Below are 22,492 nucleotides of genomic sequence, written 5' to 3' on the forward strand. Positions count from 1 at the left end.
GGGTGAATCATGTCGGTTGAAACTTGGACAATTTTGTTTGTTGCTCTTTCCTTTGCTCTATATCTCTACATCGGTTGGCGATCGCGTGTAAGAGACAGTTCCGGTTTTTACGTGGCTGGGCAAGGGGTTCCAGCAATTGCGAATGGTGCCGCGACAGCAGCAGATTGGATGTCGGCAGCGTCGTTCATCTCGATGGCGGGGTTGATTTCTTTTCTAGGTTACGATGGCTCAATTTACCTGATGGGTTGGACTGGTGGGTATGTTTTGCTGGCTTTGTTGCTTGCTCCTTACCTGCGGAAGTTTGGTAAATATACAGTGCCAGATTTTGTAGGCGATCGCTATTATTTCAACACTGCCCGTTTAGTTGCTGTTGTTGCTGCCCTCTTTGTTTCACTAACCTATGTAGCTGGACAAATGCGAGGTGTGGGCATTGTCTTCAGTCGCTTCCTTCAGGTAGACATCAGCACAGGTGTAATTATTGGGATGGTGATTGTTGCCTTCTTCTCTGTATTAGGAGGAATGAAAGGCATTACTTGGACGCAGGTGGCACAGTATTGTGTGTTGATTGTTGCCTTCTTGATTCCCGCTAGTGCGATCGCCTTTTTACTCACAGGTAACCCGATTCCCCAGTTAGCCTTCACCTTCAGCGATATCGTTCCTAAACTCAATCAGCTTCAGGTTGATTTGGGTTTCCAGGAATACACGCAACCGTTTGCGAATAAGTCAATGCTAGACGTACTGTTCATCACAATCGCCTTGATGGTGGGAACAGCCGGACTACCCCATGTAATCGTGCGCTTCTATACAGTTCCTGATGTGCGATCGGCACGGTTCTCTGCGGGTTGGGCGCTACTCTTCATTGCCCTGCTTTATACCAGTGCGCCAGCCTTGGCGACGTTTGCCCGTTATAACCTGATCAATACCTTGCATAACCAGCCAATTGAACAAGTCCGGCAACTGGATTGGGTAAGCAAGTGGGAAAACACAAAGTTATTGACCTTTGAAGATAAAAACAATGATGGGCGCGTTGAGCTAACACCGGATAAAACAACTAGCGAAATTACAATTGACCCAGATATTATCGTCCTTTCAACACCAGAAGTTGCCAAACTAGCTCCTGCGGTGATTGCTCTCGTTGCCGCTGGTGGGTTAGCCGCAGCGCTGTCTACTGCATCGGGTTTGCTGTTGGTCGTTTCCAGTTCAGTTGCCCATGATGTTTACTATCGAATCCTGCGTCCGGATGCATCGGAAGCGCAACGAGTATTCGTCGGTCGGGTGATGGTAGGATTTGCGGTGGCGCTGGCTGGGTACTTCGGGATTAATCCACCGGGATTTGTGGCGCAGGTAGTTGCCTTTGCCTTTGGTTTAGCCGCCGCCAGCTTCTTCCCGGTTATCCTTCTCGGCATCTTCGATCAACGCACTAATCGAGAAGGTGCGATCGCAGGGATGTTGACAGGTCTGATTTTTACAATCTTCTATATTGTGGGCGTGAAGTTCTATGGGATGCAACCCTGGTTCTTCGGTGTTTCGGCTGAAGGAATCGGTACCCTCGGAATGATCATCAACTTTATCGTTACTTTCGTCGTTTCTCGCCTGACTCCTCCACCACCAGTAGAGATTCAAGAGATGGTGGAAGATTTACGTTCTCCCAGTGGTGAATTACCCGTTGAGGCAGTGCATTAAGTTAGAGAAGGGAGGAGGGGGAGAAATCTTCTTCCCTTGCTCATTTAAGCTGAATGTCACTCTCGTTAAGCGAAAAATAGTCGTTTGTAGAAAAACCCAGATTGGGGGACGTTGCCCCCCAAACCCCCTCCTCACTAAAGCTCCGGTGGGGGACAAGCATCTCCCCCAGTCCCCCCGCGCAAGGGTTGGTTGGTTGTAACTGAATTTCTTAAGTCAGTGCCATTCAACTTAACGTATAGCAGTCGCCAAGGTGACTCTTGAGTCTCGCTTTCATACTAAAACCTTGACCCGTCAATATGCATCCCTTTTGCCTTCTGCCCTCTGCCTTTTGTTATATAAGTAAAAAGGCGATCGCTTCAAAGGAATCAAGGTGCAATGCCTGAAAATCCCAATCAACCGAAAGACTATGATGCCGTTATCGGTGGTAATGCCCCAGCTTATAGCGGTCTTGTTTTAGGAGGGATTGAAGGGGTTAAGCAGCGGTTTGGTGTCGGTGATTTGCCAAGCCACAGCTACAGTATTGAACAAAGAATTGCTGCTTTAAACGATGCATTGAACTATGGTAAATCAGGCTTAGAATTGGTGATTCAAGCTTTAAATGATGCTGAATGGCATATTCATCAAGCGGCATATTCTCTGCTCAATCCATACTCTGAGAATTATGTCAAGCAAGCGTTACTTCAATACAGTAGTAGACTAGCAAAGGAATTACTAAAGTGTTACGAGATTGGAGAACGGAATTTTCAGGGAGCTAACTTGAGTGGTGTCTACTTGCCTTGGGCAGTTCTGAGCGAAGCGGATCTAAGTAAGGCAAATCTGACTGAAGCATACCTCAAGCAGGCATATTTAAGCGGAGCCGATTTGAGTGAAGCGAATTTGAGTAAGGTCAATCTCACAGACGGAGAGTTGAGTGAAGCTAACCTCAATGGAGCAAATCTTAGTCAAGCCTATCTGAATAAAGCGAACTTGACTCAAGCGACCCTGATTAGAGCAAACTTAAGAAGTGCAGACTTGAGTGATGCAAACCTGAGTAACACCAACCTGAGTGAAGCAACACTAAGTTGGACTAACCTAAGCGATACTAACCTGAGTGGAGCAAACCTGAGTGGTGCTAATTTAGTTGGAGCAAAATTCACAAGCCTCGATTTAAGAGGAGCAAATCTGAGTGGAGCAAAACTAACTGGTGTTAACTTGGATGAGGCAAATCTGGATAGGGCGTATTACAACAACGAAACGGATTTTCCCATTGGATTTAGAGCTTATACTCAACTCATTGAACTCCTACAATAGACGTGGCAAAGCCTTGAGAGATAACTACTACTGCTACGTCATAACAATTGAGTTTTGCAAGAAGCCAATTGTGAACGATAAAACCTTGCGATGAGCAATAATCTCAATCAGCCTAAAGCGTATGATGTGGTACTGGGTGGTCAAACTCCAGCCCCGGTTAATGGTGCAGTTTTGGGAGGACTGTTAGGTGTCAAGCGACGCTTGGCTAGGAATAGTTCTAAAGATAGCCCGTACCTTATTGAGCAACAGCTCGATGCTCTTAAAGAGGCATTAAACTATGGAGCTGAAGGTTTAGAGTTGGTCATTGAAGCATTAAATGATGCTTCCTTGCAGGTACAGCGAACTGCCTACTCGCTACTTCAGGATTATCAAGAGCCAAGGATTGTACAAGTTTTACAGGAGTACAACCCCTATCAATTCTTCCAATGCCTCTATAAGTATTCAACAAGAAAATCTACCACTTATGCGATCGCCATTACTCCTGATGGTCAGATGATGGTTAGTGGTGGTAATGACAGAATCATCACAGTCCGAAATCTGGGTAATGGCAGAATTATCCGCACCTTCACAGGGCATACTGGCTCAATTTATACCCTCTGCTTAAGTCCAGATGGAAAAACGCTCGTTAGTGGTGGTCGAGACACAACCCTGAAAGTCTGGAACCTCAACACTGTAGGCAACTACAAATCGCTTTCTCCTACAAGTCGAGTAATTGGCGATGGACTAATCTACACTCTGACAGGACATTCCGAATCGATTAACTGCGTTGCAATTATCCCAAACCAGCAAATTCTTGTTAGCGGTAGCGAGGACAACTCTATCAAGCTGTGGGATTTAGCGACTGGTGAATATCTTGCTACTTTGGAAGGGCATGAAGCGGCGGTTAAGTCGGTGGCGATAACGCCAGATGGACAACTGCTAGTTAGTGGCAGCGCTGACAATGCGATTAAGCTATGGCAGTTACCTGATAACGCAGGTGAAGCGATTTGCCCTGACCCTATCTATACCTTAACTGGACATACTGATTGGGTTAAATGTCTTGCCATTACTCCCGATGGACAGACACTTGCGAGTGGAAGTCAGGATAAGACAATCAAGCTATGGCAGTTGGATACAGGAGAATTAAAAAGTACGCTAGTTGGGCATTGGGGCGAGGTAAATTGCATGGCAATTAGCCCCGATGGACAGAGACTTACCAGTTGTAGTTGGGATGAAACAATTCGGCTGTGGCATTTGGGTACGCTTAAACAACTGCATAGCTTATCAGGACATGAGGGGGCTATTGCCTGTTTTGCCATTAGTCCGGATGGACAACCCCTTGTCAGTAGCAGTTGGGATCATACGATTCGGCTGTGGGGGATGAACGATTAACTATCCCTCTTCCGTCAGTCTGGAGTAAAACAGATAACCTCGAACTAAAGACCAGCGGTTTCGATCGTCCACTGCCATGCAGTGTTAGGCTTAGGCGTTAGATTGGTTAGATTGGTTAGATTGTATGCTTTGAAGAAAATCTGGTGATTTAGACAAATCCTCAAAAGCTTTCAAACCCTCTCTTAGAGACTCTATTATCCGCCTCAGGTCTTCAAGTTGAGCTAATAGTCGGGGATTTTGTTCATCTAAAAGGGTAATTAAATTGTGGTAATCTTCTACAGAACTGGTATCAATAAACGCTAGGTCTTGATGAATTAATTTGTTTCGTTCAGCTACAATGCTGGCAAGTGTGCGTTTTTGTAGTTTTAAGAAATCTGGATTGTTATAAGTAACGTTAAATGACAAAGAAATCCCTGCCCCAGAAAAGTCTGGTGTAGGCTCAGATTGACTAGCATCTCCCAAAATATTTTTATTAAATTCCTGAACTAACTTACCCAAGGTTTGTTTTCGGAGCCTGGTCTGATTCCTACGTAACTGCTCTGAGATTGTTTTTCCACTTCCGTCTAATTGGCTCACTGTAAGCAAGTATTTGAATACTGCTTCGATTTTTGAAAAATTAACTATGTTCCTCCCCAGTTTTCTTAATGCTTCAGCTCTAACTGCTTCAATATCTACTGACTCATTCATAACGGCTATGGGATAGACAGATTGTTTCATCAACCCTTCAGCTTACTCGTCACCCCTTCAGCTATCTGCCTCAATAATCAGGGCATCAGCTTCAATCTCTACTAACATCTCCAGATCGATTAAACGACTCACTTCCACCATAGAAGTAGCTGGTCGAATTTCATGAAAAAATTCGCCGTGAGCGCGTCCTATTTGTTCCCAATCATTGATGTTCGTAACGTACATCCGTGTGCGAACAACATCCTTGAGGCTACCACCCGCCGCAAGGAGGGCAGCTTCAATATTTTTGAGAATTTGAATCGTTTGCGCGTAAGCGTCTCCAACTCCAACAAGCTTACCTGCTTCATCCGTTGCGGTGGTTCCTGAGACATGGATAAAGGAACCGACACGAACGGCTCGTGAGTAGCCCACGATTGGTTCCCAAGGTGTTCCAGTCGCTATATTCTTTCTTTCCACGCTCCCATCCACTTTGCAGCGAGTGTTTTCTAAACTGTGCCTTATTTTGCTACACCAAAACTCCTGTAGCTCAGGCACAAGAGGCTTAACAGCTTTATGTTTTTCTTAGAGTTTAGAAATTTATATATTATATCTATCTAAAGATAGATTATTATTTGGTTAACAAAAGATTATCTTATTTTTAACTAAAGCTCACGCCAAAAGCCTTCTGAGCGCATGATTAAACGCAATTGAAGGCTCAGTAAGGCTGGGCAACCAAATTCTGTCCTGTCCAGGTGCGTTATGCCTGTGACACAAGCTTCTCAGCATACTCTATAGCTTTGCAAAGATTACTCACTGAACTTAAGCGTGGTTTATTCACAAAAAACACCTCTACAGAAGTAGAGGTGTGGAATTAAATGTCTCTTTCAAAAGCTTTAACTACCTTTATGCATAATGCTTTGAAAGAGAAATCTTTCAGGTTCTTCTCGGTTATCTGCTTAGAAATGGCGAGGATTTTAGTTTTGTATTCGGGCAAAAACAACAGGAGTCAAACTGATGAAATTAGATATAAACAAGAACACAACTCGACTCTTATATTTGTTTTTAGCTACGGATGTAATTTTTATTCTTCTTCATATCCTTTATCTACCAACAGACTTTGCTTCAAATCCCTATCTTTCGATTGAAAAAGACCAAGGATATGCAGAACTGTTTCAATATATCAAAGAGTATTGGATTGCCCTTATACTAAGTTTCTTAGCCTGGAAGAATCGTTCTTATCTCTATCTTTCTTGGTCTATACTGTTTTGTTACCTGTTACTAGATGATGCTATCAGTATCCACGAAAGAATAGGTAGCAAAATTAGTTACCGACTCGCTTTCTCCCCAGCATTCAACTTGAGAGCAGTAGACTTTGGAGAACTTATTGTATCTGCCTGCGTTGGTTTGTTCTTCCTGATCTGTATCGCTACTGCCTATCGTTTCAGCGATCGCTTATCAAAAAAGAACTCTAGATATTTAATTATTTTTCTGCTTGCTTTAGCTCTATTCGGGATTGTAGTAGATATGCTTCACATAGCGCTCCAATCCCCATATTGGGAACCATCACTTGCTCTTATTGAAGATGCTGGCGAAATGATAGTGATGAGTTTTATTGCTTGGTTTGTCTTCAATATATCTGAGGGTTCATCTCGGACTATTAGTCTTACAGAAGAGCGGCAACAAACAGAAGATAATCATAGTGTTGCAATCATCTCAAAATGAAGGTTTTGACGCTTAACTATCTATCTGCGCGAGAATTTCTGAGGCTTGAGTACAAAGAGTACTGTGGCAATGACCATTACTTGCCATCACACCACCCCATTGATTGACGTCCCCCTGGTTGTACAACAAAGGGCTTCCATCAAAATGAGTGAATTGTCCACCTGCTTCCCTGAGAATAAGTTCTGGGGCAGCCATATCCCAGTCTTTAGGGGCAGACTTACCGGAGAGAGAGATGTAAACGTCTGCCTTCTGTTCAATGATTGTCACAATTTTACAGCCGACGCTGCCAACGTAGTGTTTCTCTTTAAAGGGGAGTTGGCGCAGTAGCTGGTTAAAACGTTCATCCCGGTGAGTACGACTGGCGACGAGGGACAAATCTGTGATCGCATTACGCTCTGATACACGTATGGGTGTTGTGACACCATCTGACGTTTCAACAAAGGTGCCGCCGCCAAGGGTGGCATAATACAGCTTCTCGGCTTCCGGCCATGCAACTACGGCTAATATGGGTCTTCCTTGATGGGCTAGGGCAATATGCACAGCATACTCGCCTGTACGCTCAATAAAGTCGCGGGTGCCATCCAAAGGGTCAATAATCCATACCCAAGGTTGCTGTTGGAGTGACTCCTGCATTTGCGCTGATAAGGATTTATACGTTTCTTCGCTCAGGTAGCCGAAGTCTTGTGTACCGAGAGAGGCTTGGAGTTCTTCTAGGATGTAGTGGTTTGCCTCGACATCGGCAGCCGTGACAGGACCATCTTTTTTCTCTTGAATTTCTAAGTTTCCATCGTTGGAATTGCCACGATAGTAGGAGCGCAAGATTTTGGCAGCACCCCAACCAACGGAACGTGCGATCGCAACAATCTCCTCTAATCCTTCATAGCGATCATTGCTTAAGCTTTTCAATACCACCACTTGATAATTTCTCCTATCAGTTTTAATAATCTCAATTGTCTAGTTTCTTGAAGAACTTGTAAGAAACCTTAACCTAGGAAATTGACAGAAAATCTCGCAAAAGCGCGTGAAAACTAGCTTACATATCTTTTGCCTATAGTTACTTCATCATAAGTAGTTATTAAGTCTTTTTTCTACATAGATACGCCTCTAAGGAATTCGCGCTTCAATATATTTGGTAGGAGCAAATGGCTTCAGTTTAAGCAACAGTTAATGGAGTGAATACTCCCTGAGCTTTCACTAGAGCCTAAGTCGAATTTTGTCTGAACTAGCCTATATAACCTGGCAATCTTAAGGGGCATTTGCCAAAAACAGGCTGATTTGAGCGGGAGTACGCACTATAAGTAAGGGTTAACAATCATGAACCGTATTTGCCAACTGGCTCAACTAATTTTGGACTTCTACCGCGAGGAACCTAAGCAACTCCGGCAGCTTGCACCTCTACGTAATTGTAAGGTATTCCGGCGTTGGGGAGCATTGTATATCCGCTGCCACACGCAAGACACAGCAGCAGTACTAGTGGATGCGGCTTTGGCGATCGCAGAACCTGTTGCTCGGCTGAGATTAGCTAAAAAAATTATAATTCTGAACAATAATACTTCAGTTGCTATGTTTCCCGTTGATCTCAGCAAAATTAAGGTTTGAGCAAATAATTAGTAAAGTTGTTGCAAAATAACGATCTCGATACGTGACTCTTTTTCCTCAGCAGACTGACAAATTAGATAATCAGGTCAAATCTCTGGTGAGGGAAGAATCAAATAGAATCAGACCATATTACTACAGATAGTTAGAGGGGAAAGTTCTTTAACTTACCCTCTAACTTTAGGTATACAGGGGTAATAGAGCTGATCAATTAGTATTACTGCCCCATTACAAAATCAGTACCCGCTAGCGGCAACTTCGCCATTGCTGAAGCTTCTAGAGTCAACGCCACCAAGTCCTCACGTTCCAAATTATGCACATCCGACTTACCGCAAGCGCGTGCTAAACTCTGTACCTCCATTACCAGAGATTGCAGGTAATTTGCCACATGTGTTGTCGCATCTTCTACTGGTAAGCGTTGCATCAACTCCTCATCTTGAGTTGTAATCCCGACTGGACACATCCCAGTATGGCAATGGTGGCAGTGATAAGGTTCTGTGCCTAACTTCTGATAGTCCTCAATGTAGACAGGTTTATTGCATCCCATCGCAATCAGAGTTGCAGTTCCCAAACTCACAGCATCAGCACCCAACGCTAACGCCTTCGCGACATCAGGACCAGAACGGATACCACCAGAAATCACCAATTGTACCTGTCCATAAACGCCGCTTTCCTGCAATGCTTCTACCGCTTGCACTAATGCTGGAAGCGTAGGAATACCACTGTGTTCCTGAAAAATACTTTGGGTTGCGGCAGTACCGCCTTCCATCCCGTCGAGGACAATCACATCAGCACCAGCCTTTACCGCCAGTTTCACATCATCCTTGACGCGAGTCGCCCCCATCTTGACGTAGATGGGAATCTCCCAATCAGTTGCTTCTCGCAACTCCTCAATTTTGATTTTAAGGTCATCTGGCCCAATCCAGTCAGGGTGACGACAAGGCGATCGCTGATCCACCCCTTCCGGTAACGTCCGCATCCCAGCAACAACCTTATTCACCTTCTGTCCCAGCAATAAGCCACCACCACCAGGCTTCGCCCCTTGCCCTACAACAATTTCAATCGCATCAGCTTTTTTCAAATCCTTGGGATTAAAGCCATAACGTGAAGGTAAGCATTGATAAACTAATTTAGAAGACGCTTCCCGTTCCGCTGGCAGCATCCCGCCATCGCCAGTTGTTGTAGAGGTTCCCAGCATCGTTGCTGCCTGTCCCAACGCCACCTTTGCATTGCGAGACAGTGCGCCAAAACTCATCCCTGCAACTGTAATTGGAACCTCTAATTCCATCGGACGCTTAGCAAAGCGGGTTCCCAACACTGTTTTGGTATTGCACTTCTCCCGGTAGCCTTCCAAAGGAAATCGCGTCATGGAAGCTGTGAGAAAGAGTAAATCATCAAATCGAGGAACATTGCGAAAGGCACCATATCCCCGAATCATGTAGCGACCGAGTTCTGCCCGTTCTTGAATAGCGTTGATAACTGAAGGGGAGTAAGTACTGCTAGTTTCTAATATACGTTTTTCCATTATTAGTTATTAGTTTTTGGTTGTTGGTTATTGGTTGTTGGTTATTGGTTGTTGGTTGTTGGTTATTAAGCCGTAAGCATTTAACTTACAAGTTGCTATTTTAAAAAACTTTTGTGAGATGGGCATCTTGCCCGTCCAGATTTTATAGATATAAGTGTATAGCTGTCTATGGTCTAATTCTTAGCTATCAACAAATAACTAACAACCAACAATCAACAACTAATAAGCATCTTTCCATTTTGCCCAATTTTTAGCTTTGAAATGATATAGATCTTTAGCACACACGATTTTTTTAAAATCATACTCTTGCGGAGCAATTCCTAAAGGGGATAGCTCTTGCTCAAGCGTTCGCCAATCTTGCTCAGACATTGGTTCAATCTTTGCATCTGCTCCTAAAGAACTTATCGTTCCCCCAACATAAATGGCTCCATCGTAGATAGAATCTGCCAAATTTTCGCCTGCATTGCCGCAGACAATCATACATCCCTGCTGCATCATAAAAGCAGAGCCGTAGCCTATGTTACCAGTAACAATTAAGGTTCCGCCCTTTAGGGAAATTCCTGCCCGTGAACCAGCGTTACCAAGGATGCAAACTTTACCCCCATGTGCTGAAGCGGCAGCATTGGCGGAAGCATTGCCATGAATGGTAATTGTACCGCCCATCAAGTTTTCTCCAACTGACCAACCGCAAGCGCCAAACACTTCTATATTGATGCTGTCTCCCAAACCGCCACAGTAATAACCGACTGAGCCTTGGAAGTGTATAGTAATCGGTTGTTCCATTCCTACAGCTAGGTTATGTCGTCCTGCTGGGTTGAGTACTTTGACAACTGGGGCACCTTCTGAAGCTAAAGCTTTGAGTTGTTGATTCAGTTCTCTTGTGCTTAGATTGGCACAGTCTATGATGGTTTCTTGTAGGAGGATTTGCTCTTGCATACTGAGTTAAGACTTTGAACCGCCAAGCGTGAAGAATGTCTTTAAATTTAGAGTTGGTATTAAACCTTAGTTGCGGTTCCAGTTAGTTGGAGGATTTGAGAGGGAGTGCTTGCTACTGACCAAACGTTTACTTCTCCAGCATCAGGTTCGCGTATGCTTGCACTGCTGTCGAAACTAGGTAGGCTCAGCAGACAACGATATTCTGAGGCAACAGCAATCATTTGTGGAGACTCGTAGATTACGGCTGGCTTTGCTGCAAATTTGTCGCGCACTAATCCAACTTTGTCTGAGGTGGCGACTAAGAAGGTATAGGTACCATCAAAGTCATTAAGTAGGCTGTAGAGTGAGGCTTCTAGGGATTTGCCTTGGAGTAATTGATAGCGGAGATAATGTGCGATCGCTTCTGAATCATTATGCGTCTCAAACACCACTCCCTGTCGCTCTAGCACAAAGCGCAATTTGTAATAGTTAGAGACTTGCCCATTATGGACAATACATAAATCCTGTGCTGAGGTAAAGGGATGGGAATGATAGGTATCCACCACAGATTCTGTTGCCATTCGAGTATGGGCGATGCCATGACTCCCGGCAAAGTTTTCCAAACCATACTTCTGGAACAAATTCGCCGCCGCACCAACTTCTTTATAAATCTCTAGCTGCTGCCCCACACTCATCAAATGTAGCTGGGGAAAGCTTCTAACTAACTCACTTTTCAATACTTCAATGCTGAAGTATTGCTCATCTTTCCCTTGCAGCGTCACACGACACCCAGTGCCGACACTCTCAAACGCCACTACCTCAGCCAGTTGGCTCAAGAGTTGCTTTACATTCTCCCATGGCACCTTCCCCTCAGCCAGTAAAAGCACCTTAACTTGCTGAGGTTCAACCGAGTTACCGTAGAGTCCAACACCACAAGAATCTGGGCCTCTACTTTCTAGCGGCTGGATTAGTTTCAGTAAATCCAAGCCAAGGTTGTGGTAATACTCTGGATTACGATAGATGACTCCAGCAATGCCACACAAAGGTTGCTCCTCCTCATTGATGAATTGATGCCGACTAGCTGCTGCTAATCAATTAGACATTATCTTGTTATGACAAGATAATCTTTAAAAAACTGTATAGTCAACTACTGTTTTATGGTTCAGCTCTTTGGGGCGAAGGAGCTTGAACCGTTACCATTTTTCGTCAAAACGACCGAGTAGCAAAGCCTATCGGCTCGACTCAGAGTTTCACCACAAATAATTGGTTGTGATGTTGTAGTGTACGCCACATAGCGGTTTACTAATAGTGGTGCGCCAAGGGCAATGTCCAAGTGTTCGCTAACTTCGTGAGTGGCATGAGTACACTCCAAAATAGTCTCTACTCGTTCAACGGAAACGCCATTACTATCGAGAGTGGGGTAAATCAAGCTCGATTGCAGTTCGTCAGCAAATGTTTCTCCCAAATCAAAACGAATGTAGGTAATATCTAGGGCAACAGGAATGTCATCAGTGAGGATGATTTTCTTTTGGCAGTAGATGTAAGGGGTATCGGATGAGAGCTTGAGTTTTTGGCGAACTCTAGGGGAGGGTTCTGTGACTTCAAAACAAAGGCTTTTGATGCTGCTGGTGACTCCTTGACGTGTCATGTCTTCATCAAAGAAGACGAGGGGATTGGATAAAGAGCGAGTGACTTTGTTTTGTTCTTTGACAAAAACGCCTTTACCACGATGACAGAAGACTAAGCCTTGATTGACCAAATTTGCGATCGCACGTCTGACTGTAATCCGGCTGACATCAAACTGCAACATTAACTGATGCTCACTCGGCAACTGCTCTCCAGGTGAGTACTCACCCCCAAAAATTTGCTGGCGTAGTTTCTCTGAAATTGCTAAATGCAGGGGGAGCTTGCTAGGGTTTAACCCATTCTGTTTCATGTAGAGACATTTTTGATACCTTGATCAATTCTCTCAATAGATATCGAATTCACCACTCTCAAAAATTAGGCAAGCGTGGTATCAAACCATTCATTAGCAAAGTAGCTGAGCTTGTTATAATAAGTCCGCAACAAAAGCTGACGTAAAGAAATTTGGGATGGTGCATGGTGGAGACAGCAGACATAGTCGTCGTAGGTGGGGGTTGCATTGGAGCGTCGATTGCCTTGCATCTGGCAGAAAGGAAGGCAGGAAAAATCCTGTTACTTGAGAAAAAAGAGCTGGCAAATGGTGCGTCTGGTAAAGGAATTGGAATTATCCGCACTCACTACACCCACCCGATTCTTGCTGAATTAGCTCACCAATCGTTGCAGCGATATCATCAGTTTCCAGAGCGATATGGTGGCTATGATGCTGGGTTTCATCCCTGCGGTTACTACATCCTAGTAGGGGAAGCTGATGTAGAAACACTTCATCAGGTGGTGCAACGGCATCAGTCGATGAACATTAATGTTGATTTGGTAGGACTTCAACACGTTCAAGAGAAAGTACCTCACCTGAATCTCACTGATGTAGCCGCTGCCGCTTATGAACCTGACTCCGGCTATGGCAGTCCTCCACAAACTACACGCGCTTTCGCTAAACGTGCAGCAGACTTGGGTGTAGAGGTTCGCACCCAAACTCCTGTTTTAGACATCATGGTAGATTCCGAAGGGATTGAAGGCGTTGTTACACCGACAGGTAAGATTGCAACCCGGACGGTAATTGACTGTGTTGGTCCTTGGGCAAGAAAATTTACTGAACAATTAGGGTTAGAGTTTCCTGTAACTCCAGTTGTCGAACATGTTGTCGTAGTAGAACGACCTTCTGAATTTACTCAAATCCATCCCGTAGTTTCAGATTTGGTCAATCTTTGTTATATGCGATCGGATGCTGATCAACCACTAACTCGCATCGGCAACTCTGACCCCAAATACCATCCTCAGTTCAGTCTCAAAGATGCGGATGATTTCAAAGGACAGCTTTTTGAGAATATCACTGAAGAATTGCATAAAAAGTTGCTTCACCGCTTCCCGATTCTTGAACAAGGGAAAGTTTTAGAAATCTATAGCGGAATTTGGGGTATTACGCCAGATTATCAACCCATAATTGACAAATTAGAGCATTTACCAGGACTGTATTGTGCTGTTGGATTCAGTGGTCATGGTTACAAGCTGAGTCCAATTATTGGCGAGTTAATGAGCCAGTATGTCTTAGAGGAAACTAATGATTTAGTCAACCAACTTAAACTTTTCCGATTTGGTCGCTTTCAAGAAAATGATTTAGTTAAATCGCCTATCAGCTATAGCCAAGCTAAAGGTTTACGCTAATCACTGTTGGCTTTATATTTTATTAGCTTAATTTCCTCTTACTGTCTAGCCCTAAAATGTAGATATTTGATGAACTTGAAGCAAATTAGAGACTAAGTTATAGATTCATGAAAGTTTGAATACAGAAGGCAATTAAACGGGAACATGCCCTCAAATTCAGAGTCTATATTGCCGTTCGGCGTTGTTGTGAGACTCATGAATTCGAGTTTTTTTGTATCTTTAAGTGGGATTGTCTTGACAGTAGCAGGGATGGCAACCTCTACTCCTTTGCTAGCTAATACGTTGCCAACTCAAACCGATAACCTTTTAGCGAATCAATTCCCTGTTAGCCAAATGGCAGAGGATGAGATCCAGTTACTACCTGAAGCAATTACTGATGCCATTTTTAAGAATGTCATGCAGCAAGGTAGGATGGAAGCTTCACAACTGCGTGTTGTTGAGGTAGAACGGCAAACTTGGTCAGATGGCTGCTTGGGTTTGGCTAGTGCCGATCAGATATGTACTCAAGCTATGATTCCAGGTTGGCGAGTCGTTGTTGCTAGTGGTGAACAGCGCTGGGTTTATCGCACTGACGAATCGGGTTCTCTCGTAAAGCTGGATGCAGTAGCAACTCAAAGTATTAGCAGTAGTACAACGGCGCAAACCACCCGCCGAGAAGTAACTACCCGCACAACTCAAACTAGCCAATCAGTCACGGGTACTAGCAGCGCTCAACGTAGTAGCAGTCAAAGCACTCAAGCGGTTGGTACTAGCCAAACAACAGGGGGAGTCACTACAAGGACACAACAGCAGGTAGCTGCAACAAACCGCAGCACTCAAGTCAGTTTCTCAGACATCTCGCAAAACTTTTGGGCAAGAGACTTTATTGCAGAACTGGCAAGGCAAGATATTATCACTGGGTTCCCAGATGGTCAATTCCGTCCAAATGAGCCAGTGACTCGTGCTCAGTTTGCGGCGATGATTCGCAAGGCATTTGAGAAGACTAAAGTTCGTAATGCGGTTAATTTTAGAGACGTTTCGACAAACTACTGGGCTTACAACGCTATCCGAGAAGCCTATGAAATGGGCTTTTTAGACATGGTTTCTGGTAGTGAGTTTAACCCCAACCAAAGCCTGACTCGTTTACAAGTGATGATGGCTTTAACGAAGGGTCTGAATTATTCGGTTAGTAGCTCTACTGAATCAGTTTTACGGTTTTATAGTGATGCCGCTAGTATCCCTGCCGATGCCCGCACTCTTGTTGCCGCCGCGACTGAACGGGGTATTGTGGTGAATTATCCTAATGTCAAAACTTTCAGTGCAAATACAGTCGCAACCAGGGCAGAAGTTGCGGCTTTTCTCTATCAAGCAATGGTTAGCACTGGGCAGATGGTAGCTATTTCTTCACCTTACGTGGTGACTCAAGAATTCTCCGCGCCACCGCAGGTAAGCCCAGCGCCAGCAACTCCAGCGCAGGTAACTCCAGTTCCGGCAGCAAGTCCAGCACCAGCAATCCCAGCCGTTGAAGCAGGTGGAAGCGACGATCGCAACAAACCCCAGCGTCAAAACTGTAACCAAGGGATTGGTAATGGTGCAGAAGGCTGCGATCCTGGTAACTCTCGGCCTCGTGGTGGCAGTAATGATGAAGGAGGACGGACTCCTGGCAATCGTCCATAGTAAGGAGTCGCGTGTTGTGATTGTCTGAATTAAGGGATTTCCAAAAGAGTACATCCCTAAGTTGCGAAGGGCGGGTTTTCTTATAACTCGCCCTTTGTATTTGCAAAAATGCGATCGCAAAGTAGAAGAGTTCATCGTCACCAACTTAGCGAAGAGCTTCCCTGACGATGATTTTTTAGCAGAGGAGCGTGGTGGTGTCGCTAGTAGCAAGCTGTGGGTAATTGACCCAATCGATGGTACAGCTAACTTTGTTCGCAGCATCCCCTTTTTTGGCATCTCCATTGCCTATCTGATTGAAGGCGAGGTTGAGATTGGTGTCATCTATGACCCAATAGCCGACGAACTCTTTGCAGCGCGTCGGGGTTTTGGAGCTACCTGCAACGGTAAAGCAATTCGAGTCAGTGATTGTCAAGATATTGCCAAGGCGATAGTGGGTTGCGATTTGGGTTACGGAACTTCAAAGATTATCTGATTGCTGCTACTGGTATTACTTAAATGAAGACTTTATAGACGGTCATTGGTGGCAAGTTAAGGCTGAGTGCAAACCACGTTTACTTGTCACGAATTCGCCGGGGCACTGGCGCGTCGCACGCCCAGACCGCTTGGATTTTGTATAATTTAAACAGAGTAGAAGATGCTTAGCATAAAAATCTGTATAATTCGTATTACTTATAAAATCTTAAGTTTTATTATGAGCTTTTTATTGTATGGTCAAGCGATCGCTCCAGGCATCACCAGCCGGAATTCAACAGGCTAAACGAGCCTTTTCCCATAAAGGTTGGACTCAAGAAAACCTGGCAGAAGAAGTGAACGTAAAGACTCGTCAGCCGATTTGGAGGTTTTTCTCAGGTCGTCCGATTGAACACCATACCTTTAAAGAGATTTGCTCTGTCTTGGGGATGAATTGGCGCGAGATTGCGGAAAATCCGCCAGAAGAGGGTTCAGAACCTGGAGAACAGGCAGGTCTAGATATTGATGCCTTGGTCAAACAGGTGCGATCGCAACGCCACGACAAAATTCAAAACCAGTGCGGCACTTTGCAGCTATTAGATATCAGCCGTCCTGTTGGGCTAGAGGACATTTACATCGATGTCAATATTGTGGAGGAAATTGCAAGCCAGCAGTGGTTAGAGATCGCCGACATAGAACGCCTTACTCCAGAAGGATTTGACCGCTTTGGCTTGGGTGAAGTTTCCCAGAAACCAATATCAGGGATGAGGGCTGTTGAAACCTACTCTAAGCTGAGGGTGTTGGGTAAACCGGGGTCTGGTAAAACCACCTTTTTGCAACATCTCGCCATTGAGTGCAACCAAGGCAAATTTGCGGCAAACCGAGTTCCTATTTTTATTACCTTAAGAGATTTTGCGGACGAGTCAAAAGAAGCAGGTCATAGCAGCTTATTAAACTACATCCGAGCAGAATTTCTTACCTCTGGAATTTCAGACCTCTCCATCATTGAAACCCTACTGCGTGAGGGTAGAGTCTTGCTGTTACTCGATGGGCTGGATGAAGTTCTCGGATCAGATAGCAACGCTGTGGTCAAAGAAATCCGCAGATTATCAGAGAACTATGAAAAGAATCTATTTGTCACCACCTGTCGAACAGCAGGTCAAACGTTTACCCTCAAGCGATTTACGGATGTGGAAATTGCCCCGTTTACCCAAGAGCAAATTGCTGCCTTTGCTCAGAAGTGGTTTGCCACATTGGCGAAAACGAATGGCGAGGATGAAGTCGATCCAGCCATTGAGTTCATTGAGAAATTAGGCTTGCCCGAAAACTTGCAATTCCGTAGACTCGCCGTCACACCCTTGTTTCTGCATCTCGCCTGCTGGGTGTTCCGTCGCCAGGAAAAATTCCCAACCAAAAAAAGCGAGTTTTATAAGCAATGTCTAGACCTTCTTCTCGTCAAATGGGATGAAACTAGGGGGATTCAGCGGGATGCAGTTTACCGGGGGTTTTTATTGCCCCAGAAGCTGAAGCTGCTGAGTCAGGTTGCAGCCGTGTCGTTTGAGCAGGGGCATTATTTTCTTGAGCAACGCGCCATGGAGGAACACATTGGCGACTATATCCGTAATTTACCGAATGCTTCCACTGAGCCAGAGGAATTGCAACTGGATAGTGAAGTGGTGCTTAAGGCTATAGAGTTGCAACATGGATTATTGATAGAACGAGTGCGGGGAACTTTCTCCTTCTCTTATTTGGCTTTTCAAGAATACTTCACTGCCCGGAAAATCGTTGCCAGTCATAATTTACAGGCATTAGAAAAACCCCTGGAACGTCTGGTGAGTCACATCACTGAACCCCGTTGGCGCGAAATCTTTTTGTTGACGGCTGCCATGCTGCGGAGTGCAGACTCCTTGGTACAGTTGATGAAGCAACAAGTTGATGGGCTAGTCGCCCAAGACCCCTATCTCCAAGAGTTTTTAACCTGGGCGAGTCAAAAGTCCCAAGTTGTTCCTCCCCAGCCATCAGCAATTCGCGCTTTCTACTTTGCCCTTGCCCGGACTCCTCAGCTTGCTCCTCACGTTGCTCTTGCCTGTACTGTTGACCAAGGTATTTTTCTGGATGCGGCACTGAATGACTTGGTGTTGGAGAGCGCGATTGACACCAGCCCTGATTTTGCCCATGCCTATGCCTGTGCCGATGCCCTGAGTCATGCCCTAACTATTGTGCTGGATCTGGGGTTACAGCAGTCCCTACAACAACTTCAAGACCAACTCCCTGACCCCAAACGGGACAGAGAACGGTTTCAGGCATGGTGGCAAACCAACCATGTCGCTTGGAGTGAGCGGTTGAGGGAAGCGATCGCACTTCACCGAAATATTCAGCATCAGTGGAACTTCAGCCCTGAGCAGCAGCAAGTGTTGCAACGCTACTATGATGCTAACCAGTTGCTCATCGATTGCCTCAATAGTAACTGTGAAGTGACGGCTGTCGTGCGGCAAGAGATTGAATCCGCCTTATTGTTGCCGCAGAAGGAACTTGAGGAGAGGGAATGGCAGTAGAGTTGAGGGTTAATTGCTTATGAGTCGCGATCGCGTGTGACGGTTGCTACTGCCAACGCTTGACTTTGAGAACTCAAGAAATCAGAAGTCCACCAAATGGAATCCTCCTGAAATGAGTTTTCAAAAGTGCTATTCGTCAAAATAGTCACGTCTGTGGGCGTGAAAGAATGCACAAATCTCCGACCTACGGCATACATTCTGAGGCGGATGCAACCTCCGCTTTTTTAAGCCTCGTTTTCTAAACATGCATTTCCTGATGGCAGTGGCTACAGCGCCAGTAAAGTTCTCCAAAACGCACATGACGAAGTAAAACGTATGAACAGTAAGGACAAAGATGCTTATTCATCATCGATTGACTCCTTATTGTCGGTATACCCAGGTAACTGCGACTCGTTAATAAAGCTTTATTTCTCATATATTTCACCAAAGTTTGGTCATTTATTTTAACAAGTATTAGCATGACATTCTGGTGTTATAAATTATGTATAATTTGGCGTTTGATCAGCGTATAAATTGTATATCCTGTACTGAATCTTCTAGACTTTTCACAATAATCTGTAAACGCATCACTCAATCTTATTATTCAAATAATAAAATAGATAAGTAGGTAGGTATTAATATTTGTCGTTGAGGCAAGACAGAAAGCGGAAGGCAGAAGGGAAGAGGATTTGAGCCTTTTAATATTTATTGATATACCTTCGTTTATTTGTGCATACCTACTTATTATTAGACAAATTAATCGTATATTCATACAAGGATAGATACAAAATATTGAGGGAAAATCTACAATAAATTCAGGTATATAATACTCATTTTTAAAAAATATTACCTTTATTAAAAAATGGGCAATTAGCTAGTTACCGAAAACTGTCTTCCCTGTTATAGAGCCAGATAAGTTTGCCTGATTTTTACAGAAACCTGGGCGATCGCAATCTGAATCTCGCTCGGTTTCGGTGAACTAGCGCGAAGCCTCAAATCAGGCTTGACGCTTCGCTACTTAACCCATTGTTCCGGGGCTAGCTGCTCAGACTCGTTCAACGGAATCAATTCCTGCATCTCTTGGTGTATCAAAGTAGTTAACTTACAGGCATAAAGATAAGTAGGGTGGACAATGCCTACCCTACGGATTTCACACACTCTTGAAATCCTCAACCAGTCAGGAAATGTTTGGTTCCTACCAATGGTCTAGATGTGTCGTTTCAAACACTCGACTCTTGAGCTATAGCTGTCGCAATAAAGGTTAGGACAGATTTAACGGCTGAAACGACAACTTACCCGTAATAAACCTTCTGTCCTCTGCCTTTTTCTATATCTACCGAACCAAGCCTAAGTTCTGCAGTTCCTTGGGAGATGCCAGCACATCAATTGCCGCCAAGAAAATCTTCCCTTGAGGATTGAGCAAGAACCGCCATGCTAGATTTATGCCAACACTCTCACCAAACCATGGAGTGTGTACTTTCCCCGTCACTTTAATCTGAGTAAACTCTCCTTCTGCTGACTCAGATACCCCCTGCTGTGGCATTAGCTTGAGTCCGTAGCATTCTTCCCGCATATACAGGAGGATGTTCTCGTGACCTACAATTGGTTTCTCGAAAGGGGGTTGTAGGGCACCATCTTCAGCAAACAAAGCTACAGCCGCCGGAAAGTCAAAGGCGTTCATGTTCTCCATGTAGCTCAACACTGTCAAGTTGTCGATGCCCTCAATTTTGACCTTAGTTCGGGATGCAAAATCTTGAGGTGGAACTACAGGTTCTTTAACTTTTTGAGTACCCCCAGTTGGCACATATCCCATGTTGACCACAATATCCCGTAACACGCTCAGTTGCTGTCCTCCTTCGAGCTGACGGATGACTTTGAGTACATCTGATGCCTTCGCAGACAGTTTATAGCCTTCTGGAATGGGAGCAACAATTCCCTGTTTCATCCACTCGCTTAACTGATACCAGAAGCCCAACTTGACATTCATGCTGAAAGACGAATAGGTGCGGCAGATGGGAGTGTCAGTCTGATTAACCAGATCGCACATCACTTGCGCTTGCTCCAAAGCAGGCATCTGCTTAATTTGATTTAGGGTGTTTTCTGCGAAGATCATGTTGGCTGCCGACATAGCAGCGGGAGTGATTGTAACTCCCATTTCGGTATAGGCAAACCACAGTAAAGCTAACTGATCCTCAGCACTAAGTTGATTGAATGATTCAACCGTAGCTGGAACCACATCAGCAACTTGAGTGTTCGGGAAAATTGACCGAGCTGAATCGATGGTAAATGACATGAACAAAATCTCCAGAACAAAATTACGTTAATTTATTGGTAGTGTTTCAACAATGGTGATGCTAGCTTGGAAATGTCGAATCTAACTGCTTTTCGAGACTTAGAGCGCCATGTTTAAGGACATTACCCAAAATGCGTTGAGCGATCTGCGCTTCGCAGCAGCGCTTCGCTATCGCATAACTGGATTGTTGGCAAATCGCTAAACAGTCAAGCACACCAAGGAACTCATCAAAATTCAGGGGTTTAGTGAACCACATGTCAAACCCAGCCGAGAGAGCATGTTGTCGCGTCTGTTTATCGGCATAGGCTGTCACAGCCAGGGCTAGCGTCTCTTTCCCTCGCGCTGCCGTGAGTGTTCTCACTTGGCGAATCAGGGCAAAGCCATCCTCCTTTGGCAAGGCAATTTCGCTCACGAGGACATCCGGTTGCCATTGCACAAATATGTCCAGAGCTTGCTGGACTAAAAAGGCTACTCGCACCTCTACACCATAGGGTTCTAGCAGCAGCGTCATCAAATCACAGGAATCGATATTGTTATCTACAACGAGCATTCGTAGCCCTTGGAGGGATGGAATATTACTCGGAAATCCATGATTTATATACATAGCAGTTCCTATGAAAATTTCATGTGTAACGACTGCTAAAAACGCTAACCCTATAGAGGCGTTAACCAGAAGGTGACTAATTTCTTCAAGTTCCCCTACCCAATGGCAGGGTGCTGCTTCATTTCTGGGGTTATTTGGTTAACTACGATAAGAAAAGTAAGAAAAGTATCAAATCTGAGTTCTTACAACGTGGGGCAGTAAGAATAGGGAGTTACTAGCCCATAGATAGCTAATACTATCTATGGGTTTAATTACTCAGGAATCAATACTGTGTCAATGATGTGGATGACACCGTTATCAGCATCAACATCCGATGTTGAGACTGTGGCATCATTCACCTTAACACTGTCATTGGAAGCGTCAATTTTCACCTCTGAACCTTCAACCGTAGTTGCTGATTTCTGCGTCAAGCTAAAGTCAGCCGCCTTCACCTTGCCTGAGACGACGTGATACGTCAGGATTTTCTTGAGCTTTGGAATGTCATTAAGCAATGCTTCTACTGTGCCGTTTGGAAGCTTAGCAAATGCCTCATCAGTAGGTGCAAAGACGGTAAATGGACCCGCGCCTTTTAGAGTATCTACCAGACCAGCCGCCTTGACTGCAGCAACCAGGGTGTTGAAGGAACCAGCTTTAACTGCAGTATCAACAATATCAGCCATTTATCCACCTACTTTTGTGCAATCTGTTAACAACTTTTAGTATGACATCCTGTTGTTATAAATCATGTTTAACGAAGTGTTTGATTAGTGTATAAGTTGTATAGTTTGTACTGAAAAGATTCAAATCGTTACAATAAATAAAGCTAAAATTACATAAACATTGCATAAACTAAGTCTATCTGTTTCTAGAATTTGATCTACCCTTTAATAAGGTAATCAAAGTTC

20 protein-coding genes are annotated in these 22,492 nt (G+C 44.5%); 9 read left to right on the plus strand and 11 right to left on the minus strand.

Annotation, left to right across the window (positions count from 1 at the left end; all coding sequences use genetic code 11):
* Positions 1–9: 9 nt before the first annotated feature.
* From H6F98_RS10125 to H6F98_RS10135, 3 genes are all read left to right on the plus strand, one after another.
* Positions 10–1,683 (plus strand): sodium:solute symporter family protein, encoded by a 1,674-nt coding sequence (locus tag H6F98_RS10125; protein WP_192218542.1) that lies wholly within the window; start codon positions 10–12, stop codon positions 1,681–1,683.
* A gap of 375 nt (positions 1,684–2,058) precedes the next feature.
* Complete coding sequence (locus tag H6F98_RS10130) at positions 2,059–2,973, plus strand: pentapeptide repeat-containing protein (RefSeq protein WP_192218543.1); 915 nt, start codon at positions 2,059–2,061, stop codon at positions 2,971–2,973.
* A 90-nt stretch (positions 2,974–3,063) separates the two neighbouring features.
* Positions 3,064–4,344: a WD40 repeat domain-containing protein gene (locus tag H6F98_RS10135; protein ID WP_192218544.1), complete on the plus strand. Its 1,281-nt coding sequence runs from the start codon at positions 3,064–3,066 to the stop codon at positions 4,342–4,344.
* A gap of 90 nt (positions 4,345–4,434) precedes the next feature.
* Here H6F98_RS10135 and H6F98_RS10140 read toward each other — a convergent pair whose 3' ends face one another.
* Entirely contained in the window at positions 4,435–5,061 is a 627-nt protein-coding gene (locus H6F98_RS10140) for a hypothetical protein (protein ID WP_199348392.1), read from the minus strand.
* Between the two features lie 27 nt (positions 5,062–5,088).
* Positions 5,089–5,487 (minus strand): RidA family protein, encoded by a 399-nt coding sequence (locus tag H6F98_RS10145; protein WP_192218545.1) that lies wholly within the window; start codon positions 5,485–5,487, stop codon positions 5,089–5,091.
* Between the two features lie 537 nt (positions 5,488–6,024).
* On the opposite strand from H6F98_RS10145, the gene H6F98_RS10150 reads away from it, so the two are divergent.
* Complete coding sequence (locus H6F98_RS10150; protein WP_192218546.1) at positions 6,025–6,732, plus strand: hypothetical protein; 708 nt, start codon at positions 6,025–6,027, stop codon at positions 6,730–6,732.
* Positions 6,733–6,744: 12 nt separating this feature from the next.
* Here H6F98_RS10150 and H6F98_RS10155 read toward each other — a convergent pair whose 3' ends face one another.
* Positions 6,745–7,647 carry a 3'(2'),5'-bisphosphate nucleotidase CysQ gene (locus tag H6F98_RS10155; protein WP_313929832.1) on the minus strand — a complete coding sequence of 301 codons (903 nt, stop codon included), beginning with the start codon at positions 7,645–7,647 and terminating at the stop codon, positions 6,745–6,747.
* A gap of 399 nt (positions 7,648–8,046) precedes the next feature.
* Here H6F98_RS10155 and H6F98_RS10160 point away from each other — a divergent pair, with 399 nt between their 5' ends.
* A complete protein-coding gene (locus tag H6F98_RS10160; RefSeq protein WP_192218547.1) occupies positions 8,047–8,331 on the plus strand; it encodes a hypothetical protein in 285 nt (94 codons plus the stop codon).
* A 214-nt stretch (positions 8,332–8,545) separates the two neighbouring features.
* On the opposite strand, the gene H6F98_RS10165 is transcribed toward H6F98_RS10160, so the two are convergent.
* The 4 genes from H6F98_RS10165 to H6F98_RS10180 form a co-directional block, all read right to left on the minus strand.
* A complete protein-coding gene (locus tag H6F98_RS10165) occupies positions 8,546–9,853 on the minus strand; it encodes an FMN-binding glutamate synthase family protein (protein WP_192218548.1) in 1,308 nt (435 codons plus the stop codon).
* Positions 9,854–10,072: 219 nt separating this feature from the next.
* Positions 10,073–10,789 carry a protein glxC gene (locus H6F98_RS10170; protein WP_192218549.1) on the minus strand — a complete coding sequence of 239 codons (717 nt, stop codon included), beginning with the start codon at positions 10,787–10,789 and terminating at the stop codon, positions 10,073–10,075.
* A 59-nt stretch (positions 10,790–10,848) separates the two neighbouring features.
* Positions 10,849–11,811 (minus strand): glutamine amidotransferase, encoded by a 963-nt coding sequence (locus H6F98_RS10175; RefSeq protein ID WP_192218550.1) that lies wholly within the window; start codon positions 11,809–11,811, stop codon positions 10,849–10,851.
* 119 nt (positions 11,812–11,930) lie between these two features.
* Positions 11,931–12,704: a GntR family transcriptional regulator gene (locus H6F98_RS10180; protein WP_192218551.1), complete on the minus strand. Its 774-nt coding sequence runs from the start codon at positions 12,702–12,704 to the stop codon at positions 11,931–11,933.
* 164 nt (positions 12,705–12,868) lie between these two features.
* Between H6F98_RS10180 and H6F98_RS10185 the strand changes: the two genes are divergently transcribed.
* The 4 genes from H6F98_RS10185 to H6F98_RS10200 all read left to right on the plus strand — a co-directional run bounded on the left by H6F98_RS10185 (position 12,869) and on the right by H6F98_RS10200 (position 18,732).
* The gene (locus H6F98_RS10185; protein ID WP_192218552.1) at positions 12,869–14,071 is read left to right on the plus strand and encodes an FAD-binding oxidoreductase; all 1,203 of its coding nucleotides are present in this window, start codon (positions 12,869–12,871) and stop codon (positions 14,069–14,071) included.
* Positions 14,072–14,266: 195 nt separating this feature from the next.
* Positions 14,267–15,727: an S-layer homology domain-containing protein gene (locus H6F98_RS10190; RefSeq protein WP_192218553.1), complete on the plus strand. Its 1,461-nt coding sequence runs from the start codon at positions 14,267–14,269 to the stop codon at positions 15,725–15,727.
* A gap of 94 nt (positions 15,728–15,821) precedes the next feature.
* Positions 15,822–16,199, plus strand: coding sequence for an inositol monophosphatase family protein (locus tag H6F98_RS10195; protein ID WP_242058463.1), 378 nt, complete (start codon positions 15,822–15,824; stop codon positions 16,197–16,199).
* A gap of 235 nt (positions 16,200–16,434) precedes the next feature.
* Positions 16,435–18,732 carry an NACHT domain-containing NTPase gene (locus H6F98_RS10200; protein WP_192218554.1) on the plus strand — a complete coding sequence of 766 codons (2,298 nt, stop codon included), beginning with the start codon at positions 16,435–16,437 and terminating at the stop codon, positions 18,730–18,732.
* 17 nt (positions 18,733–18,749) lie between these two features.
* On the opposite strand, the gene H6F98_RS10205 is transcribed toward H6F98_RS10200, so the two are convergent.
* From H6F98_RS10205 to H6F98_RS10220, 4 genes are all read right to left on the minus strand, one after another.
* On the minus strand, positions 18,750–18,905 hold the full coding sequence (locus H6F98_RS10205; RefSeq protein ID WP_192218555.1) for a hypothetical protein: 156 nt from the start codon (positions 18,903–18,905) through the stop codon (positions 18,750–18,752).
* 1,139 nt (positions 18,906–20,044) lie between these two features.
* On the minus strand, positions 20,045–21,004 hold the full coding sequence (locus tag H6F98_RS10210; protein ID WP_192218556.1) for an orange carotenoid protein N-terminal domain-containing protein: 960 nt from the start codon (positions 21,002–21,004) through the stop codon (positions 20,045–20,047).
* 61 nt (positions 21,005–21,065) lie between these two features.
* Entirely contained in the window at positions 21,066–21,608 is a 543-nt protein-coding gene (locus H6F98_RS10215) for a response regulator (RefSeq protein ID WP_192218557.1), read from the minus strand.
* Between the two features lie 251 nt (positions 21,609–21,859).
* Complete coding sequence (locus H6F98_RS10220) at positions 21,860–22,267, minus strand: fasciclin domain-containing protein (RefSeq protein ID WP_192218558.1); 408 nt, start codon at positions 22,265–22,267, stop codon at positions 21,860–21,862.
* Between the last annotated feature and the right edge of the window lie 225 nt (positions 22,268–22,492).

This window comes from Microcoleus sp. FACHB-SPT15 (assembly GCF_014849525.1).
In the GTDB taxonomy this organism is placed as follows: Bacteria; Cyanobacteriota; Cyanobacteriia; order Cyanobacteriales; family Coleofasciculaceae; genus Symplocastrum; species Symplocastrum torsivum.